This window comes from Microcoleus sp. MON1_C5, from assembly GCF_036701875.1.
In the GTDB taxonomy this organism is placed as follows: domain Bacteria; phylum Cyanobacteriota; class Cyanobacteriia; order Cyanobacteriales; family Microcoleaceae; genus Microcoleus.
Genome location: NZ_JAUBRN010000026.1, coordinates 28,712 through 45,402, shown reverse-complemented (window position 1 = coordinate 45,402; position 16,691 = coordinate 28,712). Strand labels below are relative to the sequence as shown.

The window sequence follows — 16,691 nt, the reverse complement described above, 5'->3', positions numbered from 1 at the left end:
CTATACAAACGAAGTCCGCCTACGCGGACAGAAAGAAAAAAGTGAGAATAGAACTAGATGATAAATGAAATTAAAATATCTGTGTTGCCCCAGATGAACGAGTTGTGGCAAAAAACGCTGAATTGGCAGCCGGATGAGTCGCAGCAGCAACAATTTCAGCGGCTTTATGAGTTAATTGTCGAGGGAAATCGCTCCTTGAATTTAACTCGAATTACTGAGCCGATGGAGTTTTGGGAAAAACATTTGTGGGATTCTCTGCGGGGAATTGCAAGACTGCTGCCAGCTAATCACAATTCGGCGGAAAATCCAGAATTGGCCGCCGAGTCGGTGCAGAAAGTTATTGATATTGGGACGGGTGGGGGTTTTCCGGGTCTGCCGATCGCGATCGCCCTGCCGCATTTATCAGTTACTTTGCTCGATTCTACTCGCAAGAAAATTGATTTCTTGGAAACCGTTTTGCCGTCTTTAGGAATAGAAAATGCTGCGACTTTGTTGGGCAGAGCCGATGAAATTGCCCGAGCGCCACAGCACAAACAAGCTTATGATTTAGCCGTTCTCCGAGCAGTGGGAGCCGCTCCTCTCTGCGCTAAATCCGCGCTGCCTCTGCTGAAAAATGGCGGTTTGGCTGTACTTTACCGTGGGAATTGGACGGTGGAGGAAGAAACGGAGTTGCAAAGGGCGATCGAGCATTTGGGCGGTAAAGTTGAGTCAGTCGAAGCATTCACAACGCCGATGAGTCAGGGGGCGCGGCACTGCGTTTACTTGCGGAAAGTTGTACAGCAGTTCGAGCGTCCCGTGCGCTAGCTATAGCCGTTTTTCAATACTAACTATGCTTGCAAATAAGATTGCACTTGTCACAGGTAGCTCGAAAGGAATTGGTGCTGGCATCGCCCTTGAATTAGCAAAATCGGGTGCAGATATTTGTGTCAACTATTGCGATTCTCCAACATCTGCGCGAGAAATAGTCAACCAGATTCACTCTGTCGGCCGTCGCGCTATCGCGATTCAAGCAGATGTCTCACAGCGCGATCAAGTGGAAAGGATGGTGGATACGTGCGAGCAAGAACTGGGTCAAATCGATATTCTAGTAACAAATGCGATCGCTAGCGTCCGAAACACCTTGCTGGAAACTAAATTTGAGGATTTACAGCGGACACTAGAAATAGGCGTGTATGGTGTGTTTCACATCTGTCAAATAGTGGCCCGCCGTATGGTGGAAAGGAAGGCCCAAGGCTCGATTATTCATATCTCATCCCCGCACGCCCATTTTCCCTATAAGGGTGCGATTGACTACAACACCACCAAAGCAGCCTGTCATCACCTCGTTCTTTCGATGGCGAATGAACTGATGTGGCACAAAATTCGGGTCAACATCCTAGAGCCTGGGTGGACTGATACTCCGGGCGAGCGACGCTGGTACAGCGACGAATTGCTTGAGTCGTTCAGCAACAGAATGCCTCTTGGTCGGATGGGCTTCCCGGAAGATTTAGGCCAAGCAGCAGTTTTCCTGGCATCTGATGCGGCTGGCTACATCGCGGGCAGCGTGTTAAAGGTAGATGGTGGACTGTACATTGAGGGCAGCCCGAGTTTGACAGCAGAATCAGAAAATAAGTAGGTAGGTGGAATTAAACTGAACCATCTAACAGTATGGAAACACGGCTAAGTCAGCCACGCTTAAGGCTCAGGATATTTTACAATCGTTTACTTAATTGCGTTTTACAGCGGCTACCTACTTAAAACCGAGTTTGTTGTTGGGCTGTCAGCGCTCGATCGCAACAACAAACTTTGTGGAACTAGGCGCTCGCCTTTTCGTAGCGCTTGTTAATTTCCGCCCAATTAACAACATTCCACCAAGCTTTTAAGTAGTCGGCGCGAAGGTTTTGATATTTGAGATAATAAGCGTGTTCCCAAACATCGTTACCCATAATTGGATAGTTGCCATCCATCAAAGGAGTGTCTTGATTTGCCGTAGTTGTAATCTCAAGTTTGCCAGCTTTATTGCGGACTAGCCAAACCCAACCGCTGCCAAAACGCCTAGTGCCGGCATCGTTAAATTTTGTTTTAAAATCGTCAACACTGCCGAAAGTTTGCTTAATTGCTGTTGCAATTGCCCCTGTGGGTTCGCCGCCGCCGTTGGGACTCATGATTTCCCAAAACATACTGTGATTTAGGTGTCCGCCGCCATTGTTACGCACGGTTGTGCGAATATCTTCCGGCACTTTGCTCAAATCTCGCAGCATATTTTCAGCACTCATATTTTTGAGTTGCGGGTATTTGCTGACAGCATCGTTGAGGTTTTTAACGTAGGCGGCATGGTGTTTGTCGTGGTGAAATTGCATTGTCCGCGCATCGATGTGCGGTTCTAAAGCATTGTATTCGTAAGGCAAAGGCGGCAGTGTAAAAGGCCCCGGAGTTTGGGCTATTTTTGGACTTTCTGCAACTGGACTTGCTTGAGGTACATTATTTCCTGACGCTTGGCAAGCACCTGCGGTAATAGCTCCGACGGTAGCAGTCACCAAATACAAAAAATCTCGGCGTTTAAGAGTCATAAAAAGTACCTAAGTGAATTATTAACTGTTTTATCTCAGATTAAAGCAAAATGGGAGTGAGTTGAGAAAAAAAGTTGTATCGCCCGAATGGATGAGACGGATGGGCGATGGTTGTGAGAGTTTCTCAAGTATAGGCTAATTGTGTGCGCGTAACTAACTCACGTGCTCCGGTTCACCAACCCGGTTTCTGTCTTGAAACCGGGTTTTTTTTTGATTATTCTTGGGACAAGCGCTGGATGGCTTCGCCTCCAAAAAGCCGATCGGCTGCTTGAAGAATACCGGGAATTTTAGCAGCGTGGGGACTGTGGGCTAGACAGCGGCGCAAGTCTAATTCATCGAGGCGATCGGCTTTTTGGCCGGGGAACCAGTGGCCCGCATTACCTAAAAGGTTGTAGCGCATCTTGCAATAGTCGATGGTCTCGTAAGCCTGCGCCAAATTCCACAGCCACAGAATCACATAAATATTAATACCTCCAGGAGTATTTTCTATAGTTGGTAAACCGACGTGCCAAGTCTTAAACCAATCTTCTCCTAATTTATTAATTGCTGCCTCTTCCAACCTTGCTAATATCGGTGGCAAAATTTCATCCGCTCTATCTAACACTTCTACAGCTTTCAGATGCTCGTTAAAATCTTCAGGTTTGGCTGCGCCTAAACTTAAAGTGTGTACTTGCGGATGCGACAAACAAAACAAATCATTAAACACCATCGGACTCAGCGGATAGCACAAGTCTACCAATTTTTGTGGAGGGCTGTAAAGCTGACCGCCTTTGTCGGAAGGACTGATAATAAAAACGCCCATATCGTGACGTTTAGCAGCTTCAATAGCAGGCCAATTACTTTGATTGATGTAGTACCAGTGCAAGTTAAGATAATCAAATTGATTAGTTTGAATTGTTTTGACAATCACATCCGTCGGGCCGTGAGTTGAGAAACCAATAAACCGAACTTTGCCTTCGGCTTGCAACTTTCTGGCCACATCCATGCAGCCGCCCTGACGGATAGACTCCTCTAGCAATTCCCACGTATTAATGCCATGTAGTGAGAGTAAATCGACGTATTCCAGTTGCAAGTAAGCTAAGGATTTTTCAAAGTCTTCGCGGAACTCTTGGGAGTTCGGTTTGGGACTAACTTTCGTTTGCACTATCAACTTTTCGCGGGGAAAACTCGGGAAAATCCCCCCCAATTGCATCTCGGAAGTGCCGTAACCGCGAGCAGTTTCTATGTGATTGATGCCGCATTCAATCGAGTAGCTAATCGTCGCTTCTAGATTTTGTTGATTGTTGGGTGGAATTTCATTAGCTGGCACGTCTTGCCATTTGTACTGATATCTCATGCCACCGCAGGAAAAGACGGGCATGGATAATTCTGTGCGACCGAATCTGCGATATTGCATCATCATAATCAAAGTCAAAGCTATAGCAGAAGGAAGAAGGAAGTTCGGCAACGGATTCTGTAACGGATGTAACGGATGTCAGGAAGAAGGAAGTTCGGCAACGGATTCTGTAACGGATGTAACGGATGTAAAGGATGTCAGGAAGCAGGAAGATGTAACAACAATCGCAAGGGTTTCACTGATTAAGGACTTCTGAATAGTCTTGGCGGTTGCTATAGGGTAAGAAACCTTGTTTTTGGTATTTTTGCCGGTTGTAAATGCCATATTGCAGCATTCTCCTGAACAGGCAAGATGCCTGTTCCACAAAGAGTTTTTGCAGCATTCTCCTGAACAGGCAAGATGCCTGTTCCACAAAGAGTTTTTGACCACCAGTAGGCCAGTTTTGACTATTTAGAAATCTCCCGTACTACTGGTTTTCCGTCTTGGATTTCGCCGACTAAAACCAAATCGGTACAGTCTACAAACAAACCATTTTCTAACACACCGGGAATGTTATTCAAGATTTTTTCCATTTCTCCGGGGTTGGCAATGTCATCAAATTTGACATCGATTACCATATTACCTTGATCGGTAATTACCGGGCCTGCTTTTTTCACACCCATGCGGAGTTCTGGTTGACCGCCTAATTTTTCAATGGCGCGCATCACGGGTGTTAATGCCATCGGTATAACTTCGATAGGTACGCGAAAAGTCGAACCCAATTTATCAACCATTTTGGAACTGTCAACTACTACAATAAACTGAGTTGCGAGGTAATCGACTACTTTTTCGCGGGTATGGGCTGCGCCACCACCTTTAATTAAGTTGAGGTGGGGATCTACTTCATCAGCGCCATCAATAGCCACATCAATTCTGTCAATTTCATCTAGTGTTGTCAGCGGTACTCCGTACTGTTTGGCTAACACTTCTGATTGAAAAGATGTCGGCACTCCCTTGAGATCTTTGAGTTCACCTGATTTTATGCGATCGCCCAATGCTTGAATAGTATAAGCTGTAGTTGACCCGGTGCCGAGTCCGACAATCATACCAGATTGTACGCGATCGGCAGCAGCAAAGCCGACTTGCTGTTTCATCAATTTTACGGGATCTTGTTCTGTGGTCATTTTCGGTACTCCTCAATAGTTTTAAAATTATACCATTTAATGAAAATCGGATTTCTTGATACTTATACTTGGGATTACAACATTGAAACTCCTTACCGCGAACCTTTGGGCGGCACTCAGTCGGCTATTTGTTACTTAGCTGAGGCGTTGGCTGCACAGGGAAACGAGGTATTTTTGCTCAACAATACTTCTGAGCCGGGGATGTCGCGCGGCGTTGATTGCAGGCGGCGCGTGGGGGACAAATCTAATTTAGAATTGCTGCGATCGCTCGATTTTTTAGTTATAGTCAATATACTCGGAAAAGCGCTGGAAGTTAAGCCGCTTTTGGGGGAACAAACTCAATTAATTTTGTGGATTCATAACGAGCCGGGCTTTGTATTCCTCGAAAATTTTAAAAATGAGCGAGAAATCAATGCTTGCGATGCCTTTGTATTTGTCAGCGACTGGCAGCGCGAGCAATTTCATCGGCGCTTTGGGATTGACTCCAATCGCAGTTGTGTTTTAAGAAATGCGATCGCACCTTGTTTTGCTAACATTTTCGCCGATAATATTTCTCTCCTCTCTCATAAATCTCGACCGCCCATTCTAGCTTACACCAGCACTCCATTTCGCGGACTCGATATTTTGTTAAAAGTCTTTCCCGAAATTCGTCAAGCTGTCCCGGGAACCAGATTAAAAGTATTTTCAAGCATGAAAGTACACCAAATAGACGACAATGATAACAAGCTTTTTTTCGGTCAACTTTACCGCCAGTGTCAGGAAACAGAAGGCGTCGAGTACATCGGTTCCGTACCGCAACCCGAACTCGTCCGGCAACTGCGTTCAGTCGCGGTTTTAGCTTACCCGAATACCTATTTGGAAACCTCATCTATTGCCGTGATGGAGGCAATGGCCAGCGGTTGCCGGATTGTGACGAGTGAATTGGCAGCTTTGCCGGAAACAACTGCTGGATTTGCCCGTCTAGTTTCAATGTCAGGGGTGGAAAATTTTGCATCGATAACTAATTGGAAGCGGGCGGGTAAACCAGATTGGGAGGGATATACAAGAAGGTTTTTAGAGGCCATAGTCGGAGTTTTAAATGAGGGTACGGGTGCGGGCGGCGCAACTGCTGAAAATCATCTGAGGCAGCAGGTAGAATATATAAATCGAGGGTGTACTTGGTCTGTTCGTTCCCGAGAGTGGGTAGAATGGTTGAATATTATTAGTGTAAAACCTGTAAGAGTGGCAGAGCAAATGATAACGGAGTCGTTGGTGGATTCAGAAGCAGCTCAAGCATATTTTGTAAAGGGAAATCGGCTGAAAGATGCAGGTGATCTCGGTGGCGCTATCGAGAATTATCAGAAAGCTTTAGAGTTGAATCCAGGAGATGCGGAAGTTCATAAAAAGTTGGCGGAAGTTTATGTTTTGCAAGGAGAATTTGAAAAGGCGATCGCCTCTTGCAATCTCGCGATTAAATTCAAACCTGATTTTGCGGCAGCTTACTTGACAATGGGCAATGCCCAGCACGCTCAAGGCCAACTGGAAATGGCAATTCAAGCTTACTTGCAAGCTTTAGAAATTCAGCCAAAATTTGCCGAAGCTAGCGCGAATCTCGGCAGTATGTATTACAAGTTAGGGCAATTGGAACAGGCGGCCAATTATTATCAAAAAGCTCTCGCCATTAATCCTCAATTAAGCTCAGTTAATTTGATGCTGGGCAGCGTTTTGCAGCAGCAAGAAAAGTTAGATGCAGCCATTGCTTGCTATCAAAAAGTGCTGCAACAGCAACCGGGAGATGCCAGCGCTGCTGAGAAACTATCGAGTTTGCTCGCACAAAAAGAGCGGGAAACTACCGATAGCAATTTTATCGAATTAGAAACAGAATCAGGGGAATCGCAACCAGTATCTGTCAACAAAGATGAAGGCTACGGCTTGCAGCCTTCGAGCCTCAATTTGCCGCCAGCGCCCACCACTGAAACTTTAAATACACCCTTTACAAACCCCGCCGAGCTTTCCGAACAAGTTACGTCGCTCAATGTTCCAGATAGCGGACAAGTTGCCAATTTTCAAGAAGTAGAACCCTACAAAAAACTCGCCGAAAACTTTTTAGTTGAAGGTAAAATTAAAGACGCGATCGCAGCGTGTCAGCAAGCGATAAAAATTCGACCGGATTTCATCCACGCTTACGTCACTTTAGGCAATGCTTTGCAAGCAGAAGGCAAAAATGAAGCTGCGATTCGATCGTATTCTCAAGCCCTAGAATTGCGGCCAAACTTTGCGGAAGTGCGCGCCAATATCGGCAGTATGTATTTCAAAATGGGGCGTTTGGAAGAAGCGATCGCCCATTACCAGCAAGCGATTGCCCTCAATCCAGATTTAGCGGGCGCTCACTGGAATTTAGGGAAAGTATATCAGAAACACGGCAACATCCAAGCAGCGATCGCCTGTTTTAAAAGAACATCCGAACTCAACCCGCAGCTAGTCGGTGCAGACTTCCACTTTAACTTAGGTAATCGACTTTTCAGCCAAGGAAAGCGCGACGAAGCCATCGAATGCTACGAAAAAGCGATCGCCATTAAACCGGATTGGGCCGAAGCTTACGGTAACATCGGTAGCGTGCGATCGCAACAAGGCAATCTCGACGCCGCCATCGCTTACTATCAGAAAGCTGTAGCTTTAAAGCCGCAATTAGAAGTTTTGCACTTCAATATAGCCAATTCTTTTTTACAGCAAAACAAGTACGACGAAGCAATTACTAATTACCGAAACACCCTGAAAATCAAGCCCGACTGGCCGGAAGTTCACGCTAACCTCGGCAGTTGTTTTTCCATGCAAGGGCGGCTGGAAGAAGCTTTAGCCAGCTATCAGCAAGCCCTGGCATTAAAACCGGATTGGGCAGAGGTTTACTGCCGCATGGGACACATTCAGAAACAAGATAAGCCGTTGGAGGCGATCGCCAATTTTGAAAAAGCGATCCAATGCAACCCCAAATATAGCGAAGCCTACCAACAATTGTGCGACTTGCTAAGCCATTCCACCAACCTCGCCGGAGCCCGCAGCGTAGCCGACAAATACTGCGAAAACTGCGGCGAAAATGCCCTAGTCATGTCAGCTACAGCCTATGTCTTTTCGTACCTGCAATCAGGTGTCAGCAAACAGGCTATTCAGAAACTCGAAGAAATCGAAAACCTCTGCTACGAAAAGATCGAAACTTTTAGCGTAATGGAACTAAAACTTCTCTACGAAATCTTCTTGTTTGCAGTTTCTCACCTGCGAGACAATCGCGAAAAAAATGCCAGTTTCTACAGACTCATTGCCAAAGAATACTACCAAAAAGCCGTTCCACAGCGCCAGCAAGTTAACAGAAGCAACCTAGCCCATTACCAAACAAAAGAACAGCGTCCTTTAAAAATCGGCTTCCTTTCCAAACACTTCCGCCGCCACTCGGTAGGCTGGTGCAGCGAAGCTTTAATTCGCGAATTAAGCCACATCACCCCCCACGTTCACCTTTACGTCACCGGCAAACTCCACCGAGATGAAGTTACGCAGCGGTTTGAAGAAATGGCTGGCAAGTTTTACTGGCCTAAAAAATATCCAAACGGCTTTGCTGATGGCGGTGAAATCTTCGCCGAAGTAGCGCAAGACAACTTGGATGTTTTGATAGACTTAGACTCTATGACAGTGCCAACAAATGTCGAAGTGCTGTATCAATATCCTGCGGGGATTTGCGTGTCTTGGCTGGGATTCGACGCCCCCTACATTTCAGATAATCACTACTTTCTCTGCGACGAACACACTCACCCCCCTGGTGTGGAAAAAAATTACTTAGAACAGTTAGTAAGATTGCCTGTTTGTTCGGTAGCAATTGGCGCACTGCAAAGCATTCCTGTGAATCGAGAGGCGATTAGAAATGCACTCGGAATTGGCTTGGATCAAATGACTTATCTGTGCGTTGCGCCAGGGCGAAAAACCAATCCCGAAATGGTACGAGCTCAAGTTACAATTCTTAAGGAAGTACCAGATAGTGTGTTAATCCGCAAAGGTCAAGGCGACCCCGATGTTATTCACAGCACTTACCGCCAAGAATGCGAAATTCAGGGAGTAGATTTTGGTCGGATTAAGTTTATAGGGCAAACCAGAAGTGAAGAAGAACACCGCGCTATTTATTATGTAGCCGACGTGCTTTTAGATTCCTATCCTTACAACGGCGGGACTCACAATTTAGAGGCTTTGTGGGCGAATTTGCCAGTGGTAACTCGATCCGGCGACCAATATCTTTCGCGCATGGGTTACGCTTTTCTGAAAAGTGCAAATCTTGATGTTGGTGCGGCGTGGACTTGGGAGGAATATACGCAGTGGGGAGTTAAGTTTGGCCGCGATGCTGGTTTCAGAAATGCGGTGAAAGAGCATTTAGTAAAATCTAAACAGCCAGAACATCTCGCACCTTTGTGGAATCCTAAAAAGTTGGCTGAGGATATGTATGAGGTGTTTCAAAAACTGTTAGCTAAATAGGTGGGGCATTGGGCATTGGGCATTGGGCATTGGGCATTGGGCATGGGCATAGCAATCCCTCATCATTTGTGAACTCCTTTCTTACTCTCTTCTCTTCCTCTGTGCCCTCTGCGCCCTCTGCGGTTCAATAAAAAAAGAGATATCAGGTAGAGAAACGTGGTTTCTGGATATTTGTACGCTACTCACGGTAAAATTTTGTAAAAAAATCCGTGGAAATGCGTAAAAATTCCGCGCCGAGTCTGATAGATAAATAGCTGATTCATAGTACGGCGATCGCACTAACTTTATGCCAGTTAGGGCGATCGCTTTTTTTGTGGTGCCAGTTTGAAAAAAGAATGCAACTGTAGACAAGCTCCAAACGACAAGCTTCATCAGTCATTCCCAATTCTCAAATCTAAAATCTAAAATCTAAAATAACCTGACTACTGACTAATCACTAATCGCCACTCGATCGCGCCCGCCAGACTTAGCTCCATAAAGGGCCTTATCAGCAGCTTCAATCAGCATTTTCGGCGAGTTTTGACCTTCAGAAATCGTCGCCACCCCCATGCTGAGAGTCACGCAATCGCTGACAACAGACTTAATGTGGGGAATTGCTAAGGCTTTGACGCGGCTGCGGATTCCCTCAGCAACAGCCTGTGCAGCCACGATATCCGTATTTGGCAAAATTACCGCAAATTCCTCGCCGCCGTACCTAGCAGCCAAATAGAGGCGTTCTGGGGGTGCGCTTGTGCAAGCATCCCCAATCGCCCGCGCCACTTGCTGCAAACAAGCATCCCCGGCTTGATGGCCGTAGTTGTCGTTGTAAAGTTTAAAACAGTCAATGTCGCACATAATCAAAGATAGCGGTTCCAAAGAGCTCGACTGCTCCCATTCGCGGTTGATCACCTCGTCAAAACGGCGGCGGTTAGCTAGTTGAGTCAGACTGTCCAAATTCGCCAACCCGTCCAGTCGCTGGTTGGCTGCCGCTAGCTGCTGGTAAAGTAAAGATTGTTCGATCGCGATCGCCACTTGAGTACCCAACTGACTCAGCAAATCCACGTCAAACTGCTGCCACTGGCGGGGTGCCGAACAGTGGTGGGCAATCAGCAAACCCCACAACTTCGGCACTTGACAAGAACCGTTACCTTCCCTAGGTTCTATTCCCTGCTGGACAATCGGCACCACCAAATTTGCCTTCACCTGACAAGCCTCCAAAAAATTAAGGTGACACTGGCTCAAATTAGAAGTATGAACATCCTCTATGGCGCGAATGCGGCCCTTTAAATACTGTCCGATGTAAGTAGTGGCAAAACAGCAATCGTCAATTCCCATCCCTTTGAGTGGCATCCATCCTTCTGCAACCGACTCCACCACCACATCTCCGTTCCAGTCGGGTCGGAAGCGGAAAACCAGCACGCGATCGGTTGCCAAAAACTCCCGCACTTCCGCTACTGTAGTGTTGAGAATATCTTGGAGATCCAGAGAAGAACGGATGCGCGATTGAATCTGTGCGATCAAGCGTTCCCGTTCTATTTGTTGTCGCAGCGCGACTTGGGCTTGCTTACTTTGAGTAATGTCCCGACCTTCGGGCAGCAACAATACTATTTTGCCCGTTTCATCCGCGACCGGTTTGAGAGAAAAATCCACAGTTGCCGTCCGATTTATACCTTGAACTTCCACTTCATAGCGGACAAATTCACCTTTTGCCGATCGAGAAATCGCCTCTTGCAACTGTTCCTGAACTTCCTCCGAATCTCCCCACCAAGGCAATAGCCAAAACGGTTTATTAGCCACATCCCGTAGCTTAATTCCCGCAAAATCCAGAGAAGTTTGGTTAGCTTCCAGCAGAGTGCCGTCCGGTTTCAACAAGCTCACAAATTGGAAAGAAGAATCAAAAATTGCCCGAAAGCGCCTTTGAGAATCTCCCAACATTGCCGTCACCTTTTCGCGAGAGGTAATATCGCGGAAGCGCCACACCCTGCCAATAATATTTTGTCCGACTCTAATTGGCTGCGTGTAGCGCTCAAAAGTGCGCCCGTCTTTAAATTCTAGAATATCGCAACCTTCCGACTCCGCATCGCTATAAAATTCTTTAACTCTCTGCAAAAAAGCTTTCGGATCTTTAACTTGCTTAGTGAGAAATGCCAGCCGCACCGTTCTATCCATTGAGTTTCTAACTTCTTCATAAATTCCCCACATTTGAACTAACTTTTCGTTATAACTAATCATTTCTCCAGCGGTAGTAACTGCGAGAATGCCGTCGGCTGTTGCTTCTAAGGTAGCGTGCAGCAGAGAGCGCGATCGCTCTAATTCTGCTGCGGTCAATTTGCGTTCCGTGAGGTCTCGGACTGCTTTCACCTGTACTAAACGACCTTCCCACAATACGAATTTGCTGCGAACGTCAGCAGGAAAAGCAGTTCCATCTCGCCTGAGAAAAATAGTTTCACAGACTGTATTGCTGGCTGCAGAAATCATTTGTGGCGCCTGTTTGTATGATTTCGGCGACAGTAGTTCCAGCAAGCTCATTCCCGCCATTTCCGCAGGTTCGTAACCGAAAAGTTCGGCAAAATTATTGCTGACACTCAAAATTGTGTCGCGGTCAGCCACGGCAACTGCTTCAAAATAAGCTTCGCATTCGAGCAACCGCGCTGCTGAGTGGCTGTTGCCATTTTCCCCCGAGGAGGAGCTGTTGTTAATTAACTGTTGCAGTTGCGTATTTGCCGAGTACAAAGCGGTCATGGCTTGCCTGTACATAGCAGTACGTTTCTCGACTTTTTCTGCGAGGCGATCGCGATATTCTCGAAGTTCTTTTTCGACTCTAATTAAATCAGTAATATCTACTGCGAACACGATTACGCCAGCGACTTGACCTGTTTCGTCGCGGTAAGGTATTTTATCTGTCCGCACCCAGCATTTTTGACCGGAGGCTGTGGGTAGCAATTCGACTTGGCCCTGTTTGGGAACACCAGAATGGATTACTTCCAAATCTTCTAAATAATATTGCTCTGCTTCGTCTGGATAGATTTCATAAAAAGATTTACCTTCTAATTGAGCTGCGGGCACACCTCTCGATGCAGCGGCGGCTTGATTAATTCGCAGCAGACGACTTTCGGTATCTTTGAGCCAAATCATCGCCGGTACGGAATCAAAAATAATTTGCTGTTCTTGTTGCTGCAGGCGTAGTTCTGCTTCTGCTTGTTTTCTTTTAATTATTTCTTGTTGCAGTTTTTGGTTAGCTTTTTTGAGTTCAGCCGTGCGTCTTTCTACTCTTTCCTCTAGTTGATCGTAGTATTTTGTCAGCAAATTTTGCTGCTGTTCGTGCCGCAGTGCTTCTAATTTTAACTTTTCGCTAGCTGACAAACTTGAGGATACAAAATCTGCTAATATTTGGGTGAATTCGTGTTCTTCTTCCGTCCAATCACCGTCGGAACCCTGGCGTTCGGCGCTGACTATTCCCGCCATTTGACCTGCTAGCACAATCGGTACGTTTAACAGGGAAGTCGTGCCCTGATCGAGCAAATAAAGACCGACAAGTTCTCGCGTTCTGGGGTCATTTTCTGCTGCCACAGTAGCGATCACACTTGCCGATTTTAAAGCTTGAAAATATGCGGGACAGTCGGATGCTGTGATGATTATTTGTACGGAATGGAGTTTAGTATTTTGTTCGTAAAGGTCGATGCAGTGAAGCTGCGTTTGGTCTTCGCCATACAGCCAAATACTAGCTCGATCGCAGTTGACAATACTGACAGCGGTTTCTGTTACTTCGCGGATGAAGTCTTCTATATTGTTGCGTTCTTTAAGTTGACTTTTGGCTAATTTTGCGATCGCTAAAGTTGGACTGCGCCAATTTGCTCTCGGGTTGAGCGACGTGGGTGACTGCGAAGCAGCCTTAATTTCTTCGCAAACTAACAGTACAGCCGGCCGTTGGAAATTGGCAATTGAGCGACCATTGGTATTTTCCTCTATTTTCCAATCTACCGCCGGCATTGGGCGCGCGGTTGCTTTTACCCTAATAATCCTGCCGTCTTTGCAAGTCAAGCAGCCTTCCCAACAGGCAATTTTGGGAGTTGGTGTACCGTTTTCCGGCTGGGCCAATCCGGCAAATTCTGCCTGCATTTTGCCTTGCTCTTGGCAGTAAAATATGTTAAAAATTGAATGACAAATTAATTCCTGCGATTTGTAGGCAAGGCGAGACGCGCCGAATTGATTGAGCGAAAAAACTCTTCCCAAAGCGTCTAGAACGAAGTAAATGCCCGGGAAATTCTCATAGAGAGTTCCATACCAATCTTGTTCGACTTGGTGGCTGCACGAAAGTTTTGCTGTCGCGAACTCGCCGTCGGTGTCGAGCAAGTGAGAATAGTTGGTTTCGGGGTTGCTTGAATGACTTTTTTTAGCAAACACTTTTAGCTTAACTCGACTGTAATTAATTTTACTTTCTGGAATTTAACTTTTTTGTGAAACTAAATTAAACCTGTTGTTTGAAAAAAGTTACAAGTTGTAACAAAAATACCACTTGTCCAGCCTCCTGCTTTTCGCTTCCCCATCCAACCACTGTGTTTGTTTCTAGTTGGTACACGGTCTGCAGACGCTATTTCCCGCTAGTTGCAATGCCAGCAGGTTTAGCTGCAATTACCCAGTCTGTACTTTTAGCATCCTAGACAATAAAAAAAACCGACAATCAATGGTTTTAAGTATATATGATAACACTCAAATACCTAGTATTGGAACTGACCTACTTCGGATTCGGTTTGGGATATTTGCCGGGGCGGCGGATGAACCGGGTGGCGGCTGCAATTATCGGGTCAGCTTTTGCGGTGGCTTTGGGGATACTCGACCTGAAAACTGCTTGGGAGGCGATCGACCCCAATACGAGCGTTTTGTGTTGGGAATGACGATCGTGAATACAGTTAATTTGACAGCTTAATAAATATTTGCAATAATTAAGTTAAGTAAATCTTATAATGCCCAATCGGTAACGGGCTTTAGTCCTAGAGTTTATACTTAATCTTGTCCAGCAAACGCTAAGGAGGTAAGGAAGAGTGAGTACCCCACCCGCTGCCAAACCCAGACTTAATTCTGCGTTCAAACAACTGATGTCTCTACACTGGGCGATGTCAGCTTGCTATTTAGTGGTGTTTATTACCGGTACCTCTATGGCTCGATTGCCAGGAGAATTGTTTATTCGAGGCCCCCTTTACGATTTTCACAAATCCGTAGGAGTGCTGACAATGGCTTTACTGACTTGGCGGATTTTAACTCTGCTGCGGGTATGGTGGAAAAAATATACGAAACGCCTGCCAAAGTTTACAAAGGAATGGTACAAAAATTTTGCTCTGCACGCAACTTTGTACGTTTTTATGTGGCTAGTTCCGGTTGCTGGTTTCTTGCTTTCTAACTCTTACAAAAGTAACAATGTGAAATTTTTCGGAATTGTTTTGCCGGATATGTTTCGGCAGAATTCCGCAATGGTTGATCTGGGAAGGAGTTTGCATTTTTGGCTGGCGTACACATTTTTAGCGTTCGCGATTTTGCATATTATAGATCAGAAGAAAGTTGTGAGGGCTAATTGGCGCCGGTTGGCAAATTTTGTTCGCACTAAGTTCGCAAAGTCTCAAAAGGTTGGATAAATTTGCCATAAGGTACTATATCTCAATTGGTATTGATAAATTTACTGCAAAACTGGCTATTTTCCACGGCGATATTTAGCGCTAGTTGCAATGCCAGCAGGTTTAGCTGCAATTACCCGGTCTGTACTTTTAGCATCCCAGACAATGGAAAAAAGCGGCAATCAAGGATTTTAAGTATATATGATAACACTCAAATACCTAGTATTGGGACTGACCTACTTGGGATTCGGTTTGGGATATTTGCCGGGGCTGCGGATGAACCGGGCGGCGGTTGCAATTGTCGGGTCAGGTTTTGCGGTGGCTTTGGGAATACTTAACCTCAAAACTGCTTGGGAGGCGATCGACCCAAATACGATCGTTTTTTTGCTGGGAATGATGGTCGTTAATTCGGCTTTGGGAGCATCGGGTTTTTTTCAACTCGCTTTGGAGTTTTTAACTCGCTTTACTCGTTCTCCTTTCGGCATTATGGTGGCAGTTACTTTTGGCAGCGGCATTTTATCGGCATTTTTTCTCAACGACACTACTGCTATTTTGCTGGCCCCTTTAACGCTGAGTCTGACTCGCTCTTTGTCTCTCAATCCTATCCCTTATCTTTTAGCTTTAGCCGGAGGTACTAATTTAGGTTCAGTGGCGACTGTGAGTGGCAACCCGCAAAATATTCTCGTCGGTTCTTTTTCGGGAATTAGTTATGTGGAATTTGCCCGGTCTCTGACACCAGTAGCTTTAATTTGTTTGCTGGTTCAAGTAGCTTGGCTATACTTGCTTTATCCAGAAGTGCGTTCTTGCAAATCTTTGCCGCAGGTTACTCAAGTCAGGTATCGATTGTTCAAGCCTTTACTAGCAAAAAGTTTGTGGGTGACAGCAGCACTTTTAGTAGCTTTTTTAGCGGGTGCACCTTTAGCAGAATCTGCCTGGATAGCTGCCAGTATATTGTTAATTACTAGGCGCGTCAAGTCCGATCGCATTTTGCAAGGCGTGGACTGGAATTTGCTAGTAATGTTTGCGGGATTGTTTGTGGTGACTAAAGCAACTCAACAACTGGGTTTGTTGGACAATTTAACTACTTTGACTAATACGCCACTGAGTTTGTTGGGAGTAACGGTAATTCTTTCTAACTTAATTTCTAACGTACCCGCGGTGTTAGTTCTGCAATCGGTGATTGTCAAAACAGATACACAAGCTTGGCTGTTGTTGGCGGCGGGTTCTACTCTGGCGGGGAATTTAACTTTGTTGGGTTCTGTGGCTAATTTGATTGTAGCTGAAGTTGCTGCACGGAAATCAGGCGATCGGCTGACTTTTAAAGAACATTTGCGGTTCGGGCTGCCGCTGACTTTCGTTACTTTGGCAATAGCTTATTTTTGGCTGTACTAAAAGGCTATAATCATTGCAGTATCACGGTCATACAATTAAATTTTAGCCTCGGGCTTTTACCTGTGCGAACTGGATTTGTTTTTCATGAACCGCAGAGGGCGCAGAGGGCGCAGAGGGGAGATGAGAAGAGAATAAATGAGAGGTAAAAAGGTAGGTTTATAGCCGATCGCCT

11 protein-coding genes are annotated in these 16,691 nt (G+C 45.8%); 7 read left to right on the top strand and 4 right to left on the bottom strand.

All coding sequences use genetic code 11. The annotated features are described in order from the left end of the window. Positions 1-57 precede the first annotated feature (57 nt). Positions 58-804, top strand: a complete 747-nt coding sequence (gene rsmG, locus QUA71_RS14665) for a 16S rRNA (guanine(527)-N(7))-methyltransferase RsmG (protein WP_333285969.1) — start codon at positions 58-60, stop codon at positions 802-804. Between the two features lie 25 nt (positions 805-829). After that, positions 830-1,615, top strand: a complete 786-nt coding sequence (locus tag QUA71_RS14660) for an SDR family oxidoreductase (protein ID WP_333285967.1) — start codon at positions 830-832, stop codon at positions 1,613-1,615. Positions 1,616-1,793: 178 nt separating this feature from the next. Here the strand turns inward: QUA71_RS14660 and QUA71_RS14655 are convergent, their stop codons facing one another. After that, positions 1,794-2,549 (bottom strand): Fe-Mn family superoxide dismutase, encoded by a 756-nt coding sequence (locus tag QUA71_RS14655; protein ID WP_333285965.1) that lies wholly within the window; start codon positions 2,547-2,549, stop codon positions 1,794-1,796. A gap of 214 nt (positions 2,550-2,763) precedes the next feature. After that, positions 2,764-3,948: an aldo/keto reductase gene (locus QUA71_RS14650; RefSeq protein WP_445243783.1), complete on the bottom strand. Its 1,185-nt coding sequence runs from the start codon at positions 3,946-3,948 to the stop codon at positions 2,764-2,766. On the opposite strand from QUA71_RS14650, the gene QUA71_RS14645 reads away from it, so the two are divergent. Then, complete coding sequence (locus QUA71_RS14645; protein ID WP_333285963.1) at positions 3,908-4,141, top strand: hypothetical protein; 234 nt, start codon at positions 3,908-3,910, stop codon at positions 4,139-4,141. The genes QUA71_RS14650 and QUA71_RS14645 overlap by 41 nt on opposite strands. 190 nt (positions 4,142-4,331) lie before the next feature. On the opposite strand, the gene rpiA is transcribed toward QUA71_RS14645, so the two are convergent. Then, positions 4,332-5,048 (bottom strand): ribose-5-phosphate isomerase RpiA, encoded by a 717-nt coding sequence (gene rpiA, locus QUA71_RS14640; RefSeq protein ID WP_333285961.1) that lies wholly within the window; start codon positions 5,046-5,048, stop codon positions 4,332-4,334. A gap of 39 nt (positions 5,049-5,087) precedes the next feature. Here rpiA and QUA71_RS14635 point away from each other — a divergent pair, with 39 nt between their 5' ends. After that, positions 5,088-9,539: a tetratricopeptide repeat protein gene (locus QUA71_RS14635; RefSeq protein WP_333285959.1), complete on the top strand. Its 4,452-nt coding sequence runs from the start codon at positions 5,088-5,090 to the stop codon at positions 9,537-9,539. A gap of 429 nt (positions 9,540-9,968) precedes the next feature. Here QUA71_RS14635 and QUA71_RS14630 read toward each other — a convergent pair whose 3' ends face one another. Next, entirely contained in the window at positions 9,969-13,922 is a 3,954-nt protein-coding gene (locus tag QUA71_RS14630; protein ID WP_333285957.1) for a PAS domain S-box protein, read from the bottom strand. Positions 13,923-14,218: 296 nt separating this feature from the next. Between QUA71_RS14630 and QUA71_RS14625 the strand changes: the two genes are divergently transcribed. The 3 genes from QUA71_RS14625 (at position 14,219) to QUA71_RS14615 (ending at position 16,519) form a co-directional block, all read left to right on the top strand. Then, positions 14,219-14,413 (top strand): hypothetical protein, encoded by a 195-nt coding sequence (locus QUA71_RS14625; protein WP_333285955.1) that lies wholly within the window; start codon positions 14,219-14,221, stop codon positions 14,411-14,413. 147 nt (positions 14,414-14,560) lie between these two features. Then, positions 14,561-15,148 carry a cytochrome b gene (locus QUA71_RS14620; RefSeq protein ID WP_333285953.1) on the top strand — a complete coding sequence of 196 codons (588 nt, stop codon included), beginning with the start codon at positions 14,561-14,563 and terminating at the stop codon, positions 15,146-15,148. Between the two features lie 180 nt (positions 15,149-15,328). Beyond that, on the top strand, positions 15,329-16,519 hold the full coding sequence (locus tag QUA71_RS14615; protein WP_333285951.1) for an anion transporter: 1,191 nt from the start codon (positions 15,329-15,331) through the stop codon (positions 16,517-16,519). Positions 16,520-16,691: the final 172 nt, after the last annotated feature.